The following is a 14,840-nucleotide window of genomic DNA, read 5'->3' as shown; positions in this document are numbered from 1 at the left end:
ATGCCGGTATCCTTGTGCGTAGGAAGCTTCGGCTTACCGGTGTGCCTTGAGCCCCGCTGATGCGGGGCTCTCGTGCTTTCTGTCGGTCATCGGCAGCCAACAGTGACTGTCGATGATGCTCGGAGCCAATATGTCCCACAGTGATTTATTGACGCGAAGCGCTCGGGAGTCGTCTGTGGTGTAGCGCTCCATCCGCTGGTGCATGAAGATGACCATGTCTGCGGCTTGGAGCAGGCGACTTGACGATGACGGGGCGAAGTGAAGAGTGTCGACGATCTGGGACAGGCTCGCAGCTCGATAGCTTGACAGGTCGGCTCGATGTCTGGCGGCCTCCGGCACTTCGTCCGAGATGACAAGGGCGAACTCATCCGCGGTCGCCGAGATGTGGTTGATGCGCTCCAGTGTGTGGCTCAGGACGATCGAGTGTGGATCCATCGGGTGCCGATACCGCTCTTGGAGCTGCTCGCCGTTCACTCCGCGCAGGACGATGCTGACGTCGTGGTCGACGATCGCCCGGAACACCCTGGCGAAGATGCTTATCCGGACGCGGACCTGCTCTCGTGGAATTGCCGACCAGGCCCCCTTGCCGTGAAACACCTCGTGGCCGTGGAGTTCGGCTTCTCCTGACACTCCGTAGGAAGCGGCGGCCACCGACACCACCTCGTCGAGTGCCTCGGTCAACGAGACCGCCTGCCGGTCGGGGATCAGCAGGGCTGCCAGGTAGTACCAGGACTTGCCCTTGGTGTAGCTCTCATCTACATAGGCTAGAAACACTCACATATAGTAGGTAGCGACTGCGATATGCGCTAGCAGTGGGTTGATGGGTAAATACAAGATCGGCGCAACTCTTGAAGAGTTGCGCCGATCTTGTGGTGCTTGTCAGATGCCCTTGGGGTGCCAGACGGTCTTCGTCTCCAGCCACGCGGTCATCCGGCCGATGCCGGGATCCGCGGACCAGTCCTCGGGGGCAGGGCGACGGACCCGCTTCAGGTTGTCGGCCGCCGCGACCTCCAGCGATGTCGCCAGCTCCGCGTCGGCCACCCCGGTCAGGTCCAGCCCGTTGACGTCCGAGTGCGACGCGAGCCACGGCGTGATCTCCGCCGCCGAGCCCGTGAGCAGGTTGATCACTCCGCCCGGCAGGTCGGAGGTGGCGAGCACCTCGGCGAGCGTGATCGCCGGCAGCGGGTGCTGCTCGGCGGCGACGACCACCACCGTGTTGCCGGTGACGATCGCCGGTGCGACCACGCTGACCAGACCGAGCAGCGACGAGTCGGCCGGGGCGACGATGGCGATGACGCCGGTCGGCTCCGGTCCGGAGAGGTTGAAGTAGGGACCGGCGACAGGGTTCGCCGAGCCGGTGACCTGTGCGATCTTGTCGGCCCAGCCCGCGTACCAGACCCAGCGGTCGATCGCCGCGTCCACCTCGGACTCCGCGCAGCCGAGAGCGGTGAACTCGCCCCGGCGCCCCTCCAGCATCTCGGCGATGCGGTAGAGGATCTGACCGCGGTTGTACGCCGTCGCGCCGGACCACTTGCCGACGGCGGCGCGGGCGGCGACCACCGAGTCGCGGGCGTCCTTGCGGGACGCGAGGGCCGCGTTGGCCACGAAGTTCCCCTTCGCGTCGGAGACGAGGTAGGTCCGGCCGGACTCGCTGCGCGGGAAGGCCCCGCCGATGAAGAGCTTGTAGGTCTTGCGTACGGCGAGACGGGGTGCGGGCTTAGTGGGCAAGGTACGCCTCCAGGCCGTGACGGCCGCCCTCGCGACCGTAACCGGACTCCTTGTAGCCGCCGAACGGCGACGTCGGATCGAACTTGTTGAACGTGTTGGCCCACACCACACCGGCGCGGAGCTGGTCGGCGATCTGCAGGATCCGGGAGCCCTTCTCGGTCCAGATGCCGGCGGACAGGCCGTAGGGCGTGTTGTTCGCCTTCTCGACCGCCTCGGCCGGAGTGCGGAAGGTCAGCACCGAGAGCACCGGTCCGAAGATCTCCTCGCGGGCGATCCGGTGTGCCTGGGAGACCCCGGTGAAGATCGTCGGGGCGAACCAGAAGCCCTTGGCGGGCAGCTCGCACGGTGCGGACCAGCGTTCGGCACCCTCGGCGTCGCCGACATCGGTGAGCTCGCGGATCCGGCCGAGCTGCTCGGCGGAGTTGATCGCGCCGATGTCGGTGTTCTTGTCGAGCGGGTCGCCCATCCGCAGGGTCGCCATCCGGCGCTTGAGCGAGGTGAGCACCTCGTCGGCGACCGACTCCTGGACCAGCAGCCGGGAGCCCGCACAGCAGACGTGGCCCTGGTTGAAGAAGATGCCGTTGACGATGCCCTCGACCGCCTGGTCGATCGCGGCGTCGTCGAAGACGATGTTGGCCGCCTTGCCGCCGAGCTCCAGGGTGAGCCGCTTGCCGGTGCCCGCGACGGACTTGGCGATCAGCCGCCCGACCTCGGTCGAGCCGGTGAAGGCGATCTTGTCGACGCCGGGGTGGTTGACGAGCGCCACGCCCGTCGGACCCGCGCCGGTGATGATGTTGACGACGCCCGGCGGCAGCTCGGCCTGCTGGCAGATCTCGGCGAAGAGCAGCGCGGTCAGCGGGGTCGTCTCGGCGGGCTTGAGCACGACCGTGTTGCCCGCAGCCAGCGCCGGTGCGATCTTCCAGGCGAGCATGAGCAGCGGGAAGTTCCACGGGATGATCTGTCCGGCGACGCCGAGCGGCTTGGTGCCGTAACCGGCGTAGGAGAGCTTGTCGGCCCAGCCGGCGTAGTAGAAGAAGTGGGCCGCGACCAGCGGGATGTCGACATCGCGGGACTCGCGGATCGGCTTGCCGTTGTCGAGCGACTCCAGCACCGCGAGCTCGCGGCTGCGCTCGGCGATGATCCGGGCGATGCGGTAGAGGTATTTGGCGCGCTCGGCGCCGGGCATCGGTCCCCAGACCTTCTCGAACGCCGTCCGGGCAGCGGTGACGGCCCGGTCCACGTCGGCCTCACCGGCGAGGGCGACCTCGGCGAGGACCTCCTCGCTCGCGGGCGAGATCGACTTGAAGGTGTCGGCGCCGTCGCTGAACGAGCCGTTGATGAACAGGCCGTAGGACGGCTTCAGGTTGAGGATGGCCCGCGACTCGGGTGCGGGGGCGTAATCGAAGATGGCCATGGGTTGCCTCAGTCCAGCGTGACGTAGTCGGGGCCGCTGTAGTGGCCGGTGGCGAGCTTGGTGCGCTGCATCAGCAGGTCGTTGAGGAGCGTCGAGGCGCCGAAGCGGAACCAGTCCGGGTCGAGCCAGCCGTCGCCGACCGTCTCGTTGACCATGACCAGGTACTTGATCGCGTCCTTGCTGGTGCGGATGCCGCCGGCGGGCTTCACGCCGACCTTGCGGCCGGTCGAGGCGAGGAAGTCGCGGACCGCCTCCAGCATGATCAGCGTGACCGGCATGGTCGCCGCGGGCTGCACCTTGCCGGTGGAGGTCTTGATGAAATCGCCGCCGGCCAGCATCGCGAGCCAGGAGGCGCGCCGCACGTTGTCATAGGTCGCGAGCTCGCCGGTCTCCAGGATCACCTTGAGGTGGGCGTCGCCGCAGGCCTCCTTGATCGCGACGATCTCCTCGAACACGTCGAGGTAGCGGCCGGAGAGGAAGGCGCCGCGGCTGATCACCATGTCGATCTCGTCGGCACCGGCGGCGACCGCCGCGCGGGTGTCGTCGAGCTTGACGCTCAGCGGTGCCTGGCCGGACGGGAACGCCGTGGCGACGCTGGCGAGGTGCACGCCGCTGCCCCGGAGCACGTCCGCGACATCGGCGACCATCGCCGGATAGACGCAGACCGCGGCGACGGCCGGACAGCTCGGGTCGAGCGGATCGGGGCGCAGCGCCTTGGTCGCGAGCGCGCGGACCTTGCCGGGGGTGTCGGCACCCTCCAGGGTGGTCAGATCGACCATGCGGATGGCGAGGTCGATGGCGGTCGCCTTGGCCGTGGTCTTGATCGACCGGGTGCCGAGGCTCGCGGCGCGCGCGTCGGCGCCGACCTTGTCCACTCCGGGCAGCCCGTGCAGGAACGTCCGCAATGCGGCGTTTGACCTGGTCACGTCGGCGAGAGGGGTCTGTAACGCCGTTGTCATATCGCCCACTCTACTCATCGGCCCAGATAGTGATCTTGAGAACGAAGGATTCCGGGCGGGGGTGTGCGATGTGCCGCGGGAGGCTTTGCTCTGCTTACACGGGCGCATCACCAGGAAAGTCCGGATATTCCCGCCGATGCGTCGGTGTAAGCAGAGCAAAGCCCCGCGCAAGCAGAGCAAAGCCCCGCGCAAGCAGAGCAAAGCCCCGCGCAAGCAGAGCAAAGCCCCGCGCAAGCAGAGCAAAGCCCCGCGCAAGCAGAGCAAAGCGTCGCGCAGAGTGAGGCATCCCGGCTGTCGGCGCGACTAGAGTGTGCGTCTGTGGACGTACTCGTCATTGATCACCCGCTTGCCCAGTCTCGGTTGACCGCCATGCGGGATGAGAAGACTGACTCCGCCACCTTCCGTGCCGCGCTGCACGAGCTGACGACGATGCTGACCTACGAGGCGGCCCGGTCGTTCGCGGCGCTGACCTACCCCGTGCAGACGCCGGTCGCCACGGCACAGGGCACGCGCCTCGCCAACCCGCCGCTGATCGTGCCGGTGCTCCGGGCCGGCCTCGGCATGGCCGACGCGGCGCTGGCGCTGCTGCCCGAGTCCTCGATGGGCTTCGTCGGCCTCGCCCGCGACGAGCACACGTTCGAGCCGCGCGCCTACATGGAGTCGCTGCCGTCCGACCTGACCGGCCTGCCCGTGCTGGTGCTCGACCCGATGCTCGCCACCGGCGGTTCGCTGGAGCACTGCTGCCGGCTGCTCGCCGATCGCGGCTGCACCGACATCGTCGTGCTCTGCGTGCTCGCTGCGCCCGTCGGCATCGAGCGGCTGCGCAACTCGGGCCTGCCGATCCGCCTCGTCACCGCGAGCATCGACGAGAAGCTCAACGAGAAGAAGTTCATCGTGCCGGGTCTCGGAGACGCGGGAGACCGCCAATTCGGCGGCATGCCGCGCTTCTAACCGGTCACTGTGTTATGAAACCGGCATGACCGACGCCGCAGATCCCGCCGCCCTCGCCGACCGCGTCCGCGCCTGGATCGATGACGACCCCGACCAGCAGTCCCGCGACGAACTCGCGGGACTGCTGGAAAAGCTCCCCGACACGGCCGGCGAACTCGCCGACCGGTTCGCCGGACCACTCACCTTCGGCACCGCCGGCCTGCGCGGCCCGCTGCGGGCCGGCCCCAACGGGATGAACCTCGCCGTCGTCCGCCAGGCAGCGGCCGGGCTGGTCGGCTGGCTCACCGCCCGCGACGCCACCGGTCCGCTCATCATCGGGTACGACGCACGCCGCGGTTCGGCACAGTTCGCCGCCGAGACCGCGAAGGTCGCCACCGGAGCCGGACTGCGTGCGCTCGTGCTGCCGCGCCACCTGCCGACGCCGCTGCTCGCCTTCGCCGTGAAGCACCTCGGCGGCTGCGCTGGTGTCATGGTGACCGCCTCGCACAACCCGCCCCAGGACAACGGCTACAAGGTCTACCTCGGCGAGCAGTTCGGCGGGGCGCTCGGGGCGGGTGCGCAGATCGTGCCGCCCGTCGACGCGGAGATCGCCGCCCTGATCGCCGGGGTCACCCGGCTGCGCGAGGTGCGGCTCGGCCCGGACGGGGACCTGCTCGACGAGTCGATCGTGGACGCCTACATCGAGTCGGTCGCCCGGGTCGTCGACGCCGACGAGCCCAAGGAGCTCACGATCGCCTACACCCCGATGCACGGCGTCGGTGGCGAGGTCACGAGCAGGGCTTTCGTCAGGGCGGGGTTCGCCGAGCCGGCCGTCGTCGCCCGGCAGTCCGCGCCCGACGGCACCTTCCCGACCGTGGCCTTCCCCAACCCGGAGGAGCCGGGGGCGATGGATCTCGTCATGGCGCTCGCGGACGAGGTCGGTGCCGACATCGCCATCGCCAACGACCCGGACGCGGACCGCTGCGCCGTCGCCGTGCCGACCGCGAAGGGCTGGCGGATGCTGCGCGGCGACGAGGTCGGCGTACTCCTCGCCGACCACCTGATGCGTCGTGGCGTCCACGGTACGTATGCCACCACGATCGTCTCGTCGTCGCTGCTCAAGCGCATCGCGGCTGCCCGGGGGGTCGGCTACGGCGAGACGCTGACCGGGTTCAAGTGGATCGTGCGGGCGGCCGAGGACCTCGTCTACGGCTACGAGGAGGCGCTGGGCTACTGCGTCGACCCCGGGCAGGTACGCGACAAGGACGGCATCTCCGCCGCGCTCCTCATCGCGGAGCTCGCCGCCGGGCTCAAGACGGAGCTGCGGACCCTCGCCGACCGGCTGGACGAGCTGGCGATCACCTACGGGCTGCACGCCACCGATCAGCTCTCCGTTCGCGTCGAGGACCTCTCCGAGATCACCGCGGCGATGGCCCGGCTGCGGGCGAAGACCCCGAAGACGCTGCTCGACGAGCCCGTCCTCGCCGTCGAGGACCTGCTGCCCGACTCCGACGTCATCATCCTGCGCACGGCGGACGCCCGGGTCGTCGTCCGGCCGTCCGGGACCGAGCCGAAGCTCAAGGCGTACCTGGAGGTGGTTGAAGGGGTCGCGGAGGGCGACGTGGCGGCGGCCCGGGAGCGCGCGGCGGCCACCCTCACCGCCCTGCGCACCGAGACCGCCGCAGCACTCGGCATCTGGTCGGTGAACCCGTGAGCGCTACGCCGTGACCTGGTAGGTCCCGGACACCGTCTCGAAGACCGGCTTCGCGAGAGTGAAGTCGGCTTCGGTGGTGGACAGGTAGAGCTGGTAGACCTTGCCCTCGACCACGACGGCCCGCCACAGCCCGTGCCGGGCGATCGGCTCGACGTCGTTCTTCGCCTCGGGCGTGCAGAGGTATTCCAGCTCCTTGCCGGGGCGCCCGGCGAGCTGGGCGTCCCGGATCTCCACCTTCTCGTACTCGCTCTCGCAGCCGCGCTTCTTGAGCTGGCTGTCGGCGCTGTTGAGGGTCTTCTGCGCGTCCTTGCCGTTGTTGACGAGCAGGCGGATCCAGCGGCCGCTGTTGGCGGGGTCGTCGTACTGCACGTAGTCGTTGTTGACCGTGCGCTTCCACCCGGTGGGGAAGACCACCTGGATGCCCTTGCCCTTGTAGACGATGCCGTCGACGGTCGGGCTCGCAGCGGTGCTCGGCGAGGCGGCGCCGCTCGGGCCGGTGGCCGTGGGCGACGAGCCGGGATCGTCGGCGAAGACGCCGTTGGCCGCGGCGACCGTGGTGACGAGCGCGGCGGCGGCGACCGCGGCGCCGACGCCCAGGCGGACCTTGCGCGGCCAGGCACGCACGGAGGCGAGCAGGCCGCCGGTGGCGGCTCGCGGGGCCTTGGGCGCGCCGGTGGCGGCCTGCTGCTGGGTGAGCGCGGCGATCGCGTCGGTGTTGACCATCGCGCGCCCGCCGACCTGTCCGGCACCGACCTGCGGATGCGCGGCGGTCGGCGCCAGCGGTGCGGGGTCCTGCTGCTGCCAGGAGGGCTGCTCGCGGGGTGCGACGACCGCCCACGGGTCGGTCGCGTGCTGAGCTGTCGCATTCTGGGCGAGTGGTCCGGCGAGCAGGTCGCGCAGCACGGTCCGGGAGCGCTGGACGTCCCAGCGGCGACCCGGGTCCTTGATCAGCAGGCCGTAGAGCACCTCGGTCAGCGGCCCGGCGAGCACCGGCTGTAGCGGCTGGTCCTCGACGACCGCGTGCATCGTGAGCAGGGGATCGCCCTTGTCGAAGGGCGGTCGCCCCTCGACCGCGGTGAAGAGCGTGACGCCGAGCGAGAAGAGGTCGCTCGGCGGGCCGAAGGGGCCGCCCATGGCGCGCTCGGGCGAGATGAAGTGCGGCGAGCCGAGCACCATGCCGGGCGTGGTGAGCTGCACGTCGCTCGGCATCCGGGCCACGCCGAAGTCGGTGAGGACGCACCGGCCGTCGTGGGTGATCAGCACGTTGGCGGGTTTCACATCGCGGTGCAGGATGCCGGCGGCGTGCGCGACCTCCAGCGCGCCGAGCAGCGCGATGCCGATCTTCGCGACGGCACGCGGGTGCAGCGGGCCGCCCTCGATCACCATGTCGGCGAGGCTGCGGGCGTCGAGCAGCTCCATCACGATCCAGGGCCGCTCGCCCTCGGTGACCACGTCGTAGACCTGCACCACGCTGGGGTGGGCGAGCGCGGCGGCGGCTCGCGCCTCGCGCAGTGTCCGCTGGTACATCGAGTCGCGCTCGCTGGCGCTCATCCCGGTCGGGCAGACGACCTCCTTGACCGCGACCTCACGTCGCAGCACGGTGTCGGTCGCCCGCCAGACCGTGCCCATTCCGCCATGGCCGAGCGCGGTACGCAGCGCGTACCGCCCGCCGATCATGGTGCCTGGCGCCGTACGGCCGCCGTTGGGTGGGCCGCTCCAGGTAGGCATCTGCGAAGTCACTGCGCCGCCGAGGGGTGTGGGGGAGGAAAGGGGCTGCTCTGTGTAGGGGATGCAACGTCCTATTCTGCGCGATGTCCGGGATTGGCGAAAGCCGGAGAATGGTGAACCCGACGGATGTGGCTAATGCCTCACCCGGTTCAGGTGTGCTCACCCCTACGATCCTCGGTATGACGCAGCAGCGGTTGAGCGAGTCCGGCTTCCCTCTTCGGCCGGTCTACGGCCCGGATGACCTGCCCGGGAACCCTCCCGAGGAGCCCGGTGAATACCCGTTCACCCGCGGCGTCTACCCGACGATGTACACCTCGCGCCCCTGGACGATGCGACAGTATGCCGGTTTCGGCACCGCCGCGGAGTCCAATGCCCGTTACCACCAGTTGCTCAATGCCGGCACCATGGGGCTCTCGGTCGCCTTCGACCTGCCGACCCAGATGGGATTCGACTCCGACGAGTCGATCGCCTCGGGCGAGGTCGGCAAGGTCGGCGTGGCGATCGACTCGATCGACGACATGCGGCGGCTCTTCCACGAGATTCCGCTCGACAAGGTCTCGACGAGCATGACGATCAACGCCCCCGGCGCGGTGCTGCTGCTGCTCTACCAGCTCGTCGCCGAGGAGCAGGGTGTCTCCGGCAAGGCGCTCAACGGCACGATCCAGAACGACATCCTGAAGGAGTACATCGCGCGGGGGACCTACATCTACCCCCCGAAGCCGTCGCTGCGGCTCGTCGCGGACACCTTCGCCTACTGCCGGGACGAGATCCCGAAGTGGAACACGATCTCCATCAGCGGTTATCACATGGCCGAGGCGGGTGCGACGCCCGTGCAGGAGATCGCCTTCACCCTCGCCAACGGCATCGAATACGTCCGTGCCGCCATCGCGGCCGGCCTCGGCGTCGACGAGTTCGCCCCGCGCCTGTCGTTCTTCTTCGTCGCCCGGACGACCCTGCTGGAGGAGGTCGCGAAGTTCCGCGCGGCCCGCCGCATCTGGGCCCGGGTGATGAAGGAGGACTTCGGCGCCAAGGACCCCAAGTCGTGGATGCTGCGCTTCCACACCCAGACCGCCGGTGTGCAGCTCACCGCGCAGCAGCCCGAGGTCAACCTGGTCCGGGTCGCGATCCAGGGTCTCGGTGCGGTGCTCGGCGGCACCCAGTCGCTGCACACCAACTCGTTCGACGAGGCGATCGCGCTGCCGACGGCGAAGGCGGCCCGGCTGGCTCTGCGTACCCAGCAGGTCCTCGCCTATGAGACGGACCTGACGGCGGTCGTGGACCCGTTCGCCGGTTCCTATGTCGTCGAGGCGCTCACCTCGGAGATCGAGACCGAGGCGCTCGCCTTGATCGACCGGGTCTTCGGTTACGGCTCGGCGGTCGACGCGATCGAGGCCGGGTTCCAGAAGCGCGAGATCGAGTCGTCGGCCTACCGGGTGGCGCTGGAGATCGACAACGCCGAGCGGATCGTCGTCGGGGTCAACCGGTTCACGCTGGAGACCGAGGACCACTACGAGCCGCTGCGGGTCGACCCGGCGATCGAGGCCGAGCAGTGCGCCCGGCTGCAGACCCTGCGGGCCGAGCGCGACAACGACGCGGTCGAGGCCGCGCTGGCCAAGCTCCGCGACGCGGCGGCTGGTACGGCGAACGTCCTTTACCCGATGAAGGAGGCCCTGCGGGCGCGGGCCACCGTCGGTGAGGTCTCCCACGCGCTGCGGGCGGTCTGGGGCGTCTACCGCCCGTCGGACCGCTTCTGATCCGGCGCCCCCGTCACGTTTTGCAGCAAAACGTGCCCTTGCGTGGCTCGAATGCCACGATTTGCTGCAAAACGTGACGGGTTAGCGCTTAGGGCGTTGTACCGGGCGTGTCCGGTCCGCTGAATGCTCGTACTCGTGGCGCGCATCGAGCGTCGCCCATGGGAGATCCGTTGACCGCTGAATGGTCGCTCGACCGCTGGCTCGCAGCCCACGGTGCGGAGCTCGTCAGCCTGCGCAGGCACCTGCACGCCCATCCCGAGCTCTCGCACCACGAGTTCGAGACGGCGGGCCTGATCGCCCGGGAACTCTCCGCCGTCGGGCTCGCGCCGCGCCTGCTGCCCCGGGGCAACGGCGTCATCTGCGACATCGGCACCGGGAAACGGGTCGTCGCCCTGCGCGCCGACCTCGACGCCCTACCGGTGCCCGACACGAAGGACGTCGCCTACCGGTCGGTGGTGCCGGGGGTGTCGCACTCGTGCGGGCATGACGTGCACACCGCGGTGCTGCTCGGGGCAGGTCTCGCCCTGTCGCAGCTGGCGGGGCGGGGTGAGCTGCCGGGACGCGTACGCCTGCTCTTCCAGCCCGCCGCCGAGCGCTTCCCCTTCGGCGCCGAGGAGGTCATCTCCGCCGGGGGACTCAAGGACGTGACGGCGATCTACGGCATGCACTGCGCACCGCAGGTGAAGGCCGGTCTCGTCGGCGTACGCGCGGGCACCTTCACCGCCGCCGCCGACACCGTCGAGGTACGCCTCTCCGGCCGGGGCGGCCACACCGCTCGCCCCCACCTCACCGCGGACCTGGTGCACGCCCTGGCCCGGCTCGTCGTCGACGTCCCCGCACTCCTGGAGCGCCGGATCGATCCCCGGGCCGGCGTATGCATGGTCTTCGGCAGCATCCACGCCGGTGAGGCCGTCAACGTGATCCCGCACGAGGGTTTCGCCCGGGCCACGGTACGCATCCTCAATCGAGAAGCCTGGCAGCAGGCGCCGACCCTGATCACCAGGCTGATCAAGGAGGTGGCCGTGACGACGGGCGCGGACGCCTCGGTCGACTACATCCGCGGCGTACCCCCGGTGATCAATGACCGCGAGGCGACCGCGCTGATCGCCGCCGCCGCCGCGACGGCGCTCGGCTCCAACCGGGTGATCGAGGCCGAGATCAGCATGGGTGCCGAGGACTTCGCCTGCTATCTGGAGCACGTGCCCGGCGCGATGGTGCGGCTCGGCACGGGCTCGCCGAGCGGCGAGGACCGCCTGCTCGACACCCACCAGTCCGGCTTCGACGTGGACGAGCGCGCCATCGGCTACGGCATCCGCGTCATGGTCCACACCGCCCTCGCCGAACTCACCCAGGTCCCCAGGTAGCAAAGCCGCAACTCTTCAAGAGTTGGTGCCTCAGGCCGCCAGGCCTGAGGACCAACTCTTGAAGAGTTGCGGCTCTGAGGTCGCGCTACTCGACGGCGGCGGGCGGGGCCGGGGTCACGGCCGGCGTCACCGCCTTGGCGCGGCGGCGGTAGCGGCGGAGGTACCACACGATGCCGATCACGACCGCCAGCACCACCAGGAACGGCAGCAGGAAGCCGAGCACCGCCGACGAGACCTGCAGGAAGTCGATGAACGCCCGCCAACCGGCCTTGAGGCCGCCGAGGAACCCGGGCTCGTCCTCCTCCGGCAGATCGATGACGACGGCCGGACCGACCAGGTTGACCGTGATCGTCGAATAGGTCACCAGGTCGTCGAGGCGGCGCTTCTTGCCCTCCAGCGACGCGAGCTCCCCGAGCCGCTGCGTGAGCTGCTGCTCGAGCTGGATGGTGTCGGCGAGGCTGCCTGACTTGGAGAGCAGCCGCCGCAGGCTCTCCACGCTGGTGCGCAGCGAGGCGATCCGGGCGTCGAGGTCGATCGACTGCTCGGTGACGTCGTCGGTCGCGATCTCGCGGTTGAGCTCGGTGCCGAGGGCCGCCAGGTCCGTGACGACCGACTGGAACTTCGCCGACGGGATGCGCAGGGTCACGAAGGCCTGCGAGTCGGGCGCGGTGTGGATGCGTTTCTCGCTGCCGACGAAGCCGCCCGCGGTCGTCGCGATCGTCGCGGCCTTGGCGGAGCTGACCTCGACATCGGTGACCCGCACGGTGAGCGAGCCGGTGTAGACGATGGACCGGTCGCCCAGTGCCGTCTTGACCTGCCCCTCCTGCGGCTTGGCGCCGTTTTCGCCACCGGCGTCGGTGTCGTAGGAGAAGCCCTTGGCGTCGCCGCCCGCGGCGGGCGCCGGTGCTTCGGCGGCGGTGTCACGGCCACCCGACATGGGCGCTTTGCCGTCGTTCGAGGAGCCGCAGCCCGCGAGGAGCGCGACCGCCAGCGCGGCGACGAAGAGTGGTGCCTTCTGCACGGGAACCCCCGGGAGAGTGGGTGATATTCAGTGGCCCTCAGACGGTCGACGAGCGGTTGCGGTTCCAGATCCACATCCGACCGCCGAACCGCACGATGAGGTGCCCCGCGACCAGCCGCAACGCGGGTCCACGTCGTGGAATCGGCGGGCCGAGCCCGTCGAAGCGGTGCGTGCACTCCCGCGCTGCGAGCTCCACCCGGGCGGCCGGGGGCAGCTCGGCGCCGAGTTCCCTCGCCAGTGACCATCCGTCACTCAGCGCACCGGCCGGTCGCCGGTCCCGGGCCCACTCGGCGAACCGGTCCGACCACCGCGTCCCCAGCGCCAGCCGCAGCTCCGGCCAGGCCGCCGCGACCTCACCGGCCCGCTTGCGCAGCAGCGCGGCCCGGGCCGCCGCGAGCCGCGCGGCGTCAAACCCCGCCGGATCGTCGGCCCCGGCCACGAGCGACGACACCAGGTCCGCCTGGCGCTGCGCATAATTCATGTGATCGCCGGGTACGCCGAAACGGCCGCCAGCGCGTCCAGCTCGCTCCGCAGTACCGCGGCGGCCGGGTAGTGCCCGTCCCGCTCCAGCAGCAGCGCCGGGGGCCGATGCCGGCGGCAGAGCTCCCCGAGCAGTTCGAGCACCTCGACCGGGACCGGATCGGTGTGCGTGTCGTGATAGAGCCCGTCGTGCTCCGCGCCGCCCGCCACGTGTACGTAGGCCACCCGCTCCAGCGGCAACCGGTCGAGCAGCTCCGCCGGGTCCTCACCCCGGTTGCGCGCGTTGGCGTAGACGTTGGCGATGTCGAGCAGCAGCAGCGCGCCGGTCTGGTCGAGGATCTCGGTGATGAAGTCGGCCTCGGTGAGCTCGTCGTCCGGCCAGTCGAAGAGCGTGGCGATCGGCTCCAGCGCCAGCGGGCAGTCGAGCTCGGCCTGCACGCAGCGCGTGTTGGCGACCATCGCCCGGACGGCGTCCCGGCTGCGGGGCAGCGGCAGCAGGTGACCCGCCTCCACCCCGCCGGCCCGGACGAAGGCGATGTGCTCGCTGGCGAGCTTCGCGTCGACGAGCCGGGCCGCGGCGGCGAAACGCGCCACCCGCCCCGGCTCGACCGGGTCCGCGCCGCCGAGGGAGAGCCGGACCCCGTGCGGCACGACGGCGATGCCGCGGTCACGCAGCCCGCCGAGGTCGACGGAGCCGATCGACTCCGCGATGACCTCGACGAAGCGGAGGCCGGGAAGCGACTCGACGAAACCGGAGATCTCCGGCCGCCATCCGATCCCGACCCCGGCCACGCCCGTGGTCGTGGGTGAGCTCACCCGCCGCACCCGCCGCCGCCACATCCCCCGCCACCGCAGCCGCTGCCGCCGGAGTCGCCGCCACCACCGGAATCGCCGCTGCCGGAGTCGCCGCCGACATAGGAGGAGCCGCCGTCGGAGCCGGTCTGGCGCGGGATCCCGGCGTGCCCGGCGAGCGACGGCGAGATGGACCACAACGCCGCCCCGCCGAAGAGGCCGACGGCGAGCGCCGAGTTGTCCGGCCCATAGGTGTCGTACGCCGGACGGTTGCGGTTGTGCAGGTGGAGGTTCTCCCGGCGTACCTGATAGAGGATCTTGCTGCCCGCCCGCGTGCGGGTCGGGCGGACCAGCAGGAACAGGAGCGTGACGACGGCCGCGACCACCATGGCCGCGACGAGGAAGCCGATGGGCCGCTCGTTGGCGACGCCGTCGATCGCCCGCCAGATGCCGAGCAGGATGAGCCCGACCAGCAGGTAGACGCCGGTCCGGACCGAGCGGCGCGCCTCGGCCGGGATGAGCAGTCCGTCGCGCTCCAGGCCCGCACCGATCTCGTCGAGCGCGGCGCGCACCCGAGGCGTGTTGAGCAGCGACCTGGCCCGGAGGCCGGCGCTGGTCTCCTGCATGATCGCGGCGTCCAGGTTCGTCGCGCCCATCGGGACGCCGCCGCTGCGCTGAGCCACCCCGCTCGCGTCGACCGTGATCGCGTTGTGGCCGTGCAGCCACGCCAGCGACGTCGCGATCGCGTTGTCGGCCCCGCCGTTGAGGAAGGCGATGTGCTGCGGCGTCAGTCGGGCCGGGTCGCCGTCGTCGCGACCGGCGAAGGCGAACCGCCGGTGCACGATCGTGCCCAGCACGACCAGCACCAGTACGCCGACATAGAAGGTGATGAAGAGGGGTCCGGAGATGCCCCACGTATCGCTCACAGTGACCGCTCCTTCGTCAGGGGACTCCAT

The 14,840-nt window shown here is 70.2% G+C and carries 13 protein-coding genes; 4 read left to right on the top strand and 9 right to left on the bottom strand.

What is annotated here, in order from left to right; genetic code table 11:
* Window positions 1-33: 33 nt before the first annotated feature.
* The 4 genes from F4553_RS18715 to deoC all read right to left on the bottom strand — a co-directional run bounded on the left by F4553_RS18715 (window position 34) and on the right by deoC (window position 4,101).
* Window positions 34-774 carry a DUF3800 domain-containing protein gene (locus tag F4553_RS18715; RefSeq protein ID WP_184837785.1) on the bottom strand — a complete coding sequence of 247 codons (741 nt, stop codon included), beginning with the start codon at window positions 772-774 and terminating at the stop codon, window positions 34-36.
* 105 nt (window positions 775-879) lie between these two features.
* Window positions 880-1,728, bottom strand: a complete 849-nt coding sequence (locus F4553_RS18710) for an aldehyde dehydrogenase family protein (RefSeq protein ID WP_184837783.1) — start codon at window positions 1,726-1,728, stop codon at window positions 880-882.
* Window positions 1,718-3,136: an aldehyde dehydrogenase family protein gene (locus F4553_RS18705; protein WP_184840876.1), complete on the bottom strand. Its 1,419-nt coding sequence runs from the start codon at window positions 3,134-3,136 to the stop codon at window positions 1,718-1,720. Before F4553_RS18705 ends, F4553_RS18710 begins: the two co-directional genes overlap by 11 nt.
* A 14-nt stretch (window positions 3,137-3,150) precedes the next feature.
* A complete protein-coding gene (gene deoC, locus F4553_RS18700; RefSeq protein WP_184837782.1) occupies window positions 3,151-4,101 on the bottom strand; it encodes a deoxyribose-phosphate aldolase in 951 nt (316 codons plus the stop codon).
* A 318-nt stretch (window positions 4,102-4,419) separates the two neighbouring features.
* Between deoC and upp the strand changes: the two genes are divergently transcribed.
* On the top strand, window positions 4,420-5,052 hold the full coding sequence (upp, locus tag F4553_RS18695) for a uracil phosphoribosyltransferase (protein WP_184837780.1): 633 nt from the start codon (window positions 4,420-4,422) through the stop codon (window positions 5,050-5,052).
* 25 nt (window positions 5,053-5,077) lie between these two features.
* The gene (locus F4553_RS18690; protein WP_184837778.1) at window positions 5,078-6,745 is read left to right on the top strand and encodes a phospho-sugar mutase; all 1,668 of its coding nucleotides are present in this window, start codon (window positions 5,078-5,080) and stop codon (window positions 6,743-6,745) included.
* Between the two features lie 3 nt (window positions 6,746-6,748).
* Here F4553_RS18690 and F4553_RS18685 read toward each other — a convergent pair whose 3' ends face one another.
* Window positions 6,749-8,473: a serine/threonine-protein kinase gene (locus tag F4553_RS18685; protein WP_184837776.1), complete on the bottom strand. Its 1,725-nt coding sequence runs from the start codon at window positions 8,471-8,473 to the stop codon at window positions 6,749-6,751.
* A 179-nt stretch (window positions 8,474-8,652) separates the two neighbouring features.
* Between F4553_RS18685 and F4553_RS18680 the strand changes: the two genes are divergently transcribed.
* Together F4553_RS18680 and F4553_RS18675 are read left to right on the top strand one after the other, a co-directional pair.
* On the top strand, window positions 8,653-10,227 hold the full coding sequence (locus tag F4553_RS18680; protein WP_184837774.1) for an acyl-CoA mutase large subunit family protein: 1,575 nt from the start codon (window positions 8,653-8,655) through the stop codon (window positions 10,225-10,227).
* A gap of 158 nt (window positions 10,228-10,385) precedes the next feature.
* Complete coding sequence (locus F4553_RS18675) at window positions 10,386-11,591, top strand: amidohydrolase (RefSeq protein ID WP_184837772.1); 1,206 nt, start codon at window positions 10,386-10,388, stop codon at window positions 11,589-11,591.
* An 85-nt stretch (window positions 11,592-11,676) separates the two neighbouring features.
* Here the strand turns inward: F4553_RS18675 and F4553_RS18670 are convergent, their stop codons facing one another.
* The 4 genes from F4553_RS18670 to F4553_RS18655 are packed head-to-tail and all read right to left on the bottom strand — an operon-like array spanning window position 11,677 to window position 14,810.
* Window positions 11,677-12,612, bottom strand: a complete 936-nt coding sequence (locus F4553_RS18670; protein WP_184837770.1) for a DUF4349 domain-containing protein — start codon at window positions 12,610-12,612, stop codon at window positions 11,677-11,679.
* Between the two features lie 37 nt (window positions 12,613-12,649).
* A complete protein-coding gene (locus tag F4553_RS18665) occupies window positions 12,650-13,093 on the bottom strand; it encodes an SCO6045 C-terminal-like domain-containing protein (protein ID WP_184837768.1) in 444 nt (147 codons plus the stop codon).
* Entirely contained in the window at window positions 13,090-13,932 is an 843-nt protein-coding gene (locus F4553_RS18660; RefSeq protein ID WP_184837766.1) for an MbnB/TglH/ChrH family RiPP precursor modification enzyme, read from the bottom strand. The genes F4553_RS18665 and F4553_RS18660 overlap by 4 nt, the downstream gene beginning before the upstream one ends.
* The gene (locus tag F4553_RS18655) at window positions 13,905-14,810 is read right to left on the bottom strand and encodes a TIGR04222 domain-containing membrane protein (protein WP_184837765.1); all 906 of its coding nucleotides are present in this window, start codon (window positions 14,808-14,810) and stop codon (window positions 13,905-13,907) included. The genes F4553_RS18660 and F4553_RS18655 overlap by 28 nt, the downstream gene beginning before the upstream one ends.
* Window positions 14,811-14,840: the final 30 nt, after the last annotated feature.

It is taken from the genome of Allocatelliglobosispora scoriae, from assembly GCF_014204945.1.
Lineage (GTDB): Bacteria > Actinomycetota > Actinomycetes > Mycobacteriales > Micromonosporaceae > Allocatelliglobosispora > Allocatelliglobosispora scoriae.
Note: the sequence above shows the minus strand (reverse complement) of the source record. Positions and strands in the feature narration are given on the sequence as shown.

Excerpts from the sequence above, each read along its gene's own strand:
- deoC (WP_184837782.1), bottom strand. The coding sequence starts at position 4,101 with ATGACAACGGCGTTACAGACCCCTCTCGCCGACGTGACCAGGTCAAAC.
- F4553_RS18690 (WP_184837778.1), top strand. The coding sequence starts at position 5,078 with ATGACCGACGCCGCAGATCCCGCCGCCCTCGCCGACCGCGTCCGCGCC.
- F4553_RS18685 (WP_184837776.1), bottom strand. The coding sequence starts at position 8,473 with ATGCCTACCTGGAGCGGCCCACCCAACGGCGGCCGTACGGCGCCAGGC.
- F4553_RS18680 (WP_184837774.1), top strand. The coding sequence starts at position 8,653 with ATGACGCAGCAGCGGTTGAGCGAGTCCGGCTTCCCTCTTCGGCCGGTC.
- F4553_RS18675 (WP_184837772.1), top strand. The coding sequence starts at position 10,386 with ATGGGAGATCCGTTGACCGCTGAATGGTCGCTCGACCGCTGGCTCGCA.
- F4553_RS18665 (WP_184837768.1), bottom strand. The coding sequence starts at position 13,093 with ATGAATTATGCGCAGCGCCAGGCGGACCTGGTGTCGTCGCTCGTGGCC.
- F4553_RS18660 (WP_184837766.1), bottom strand. The coding sequence starts at position 13,932 with ATGTGGCGGCGGCGGGTGCGGCGGGTGAGCTCACCCACGACCACGGGC.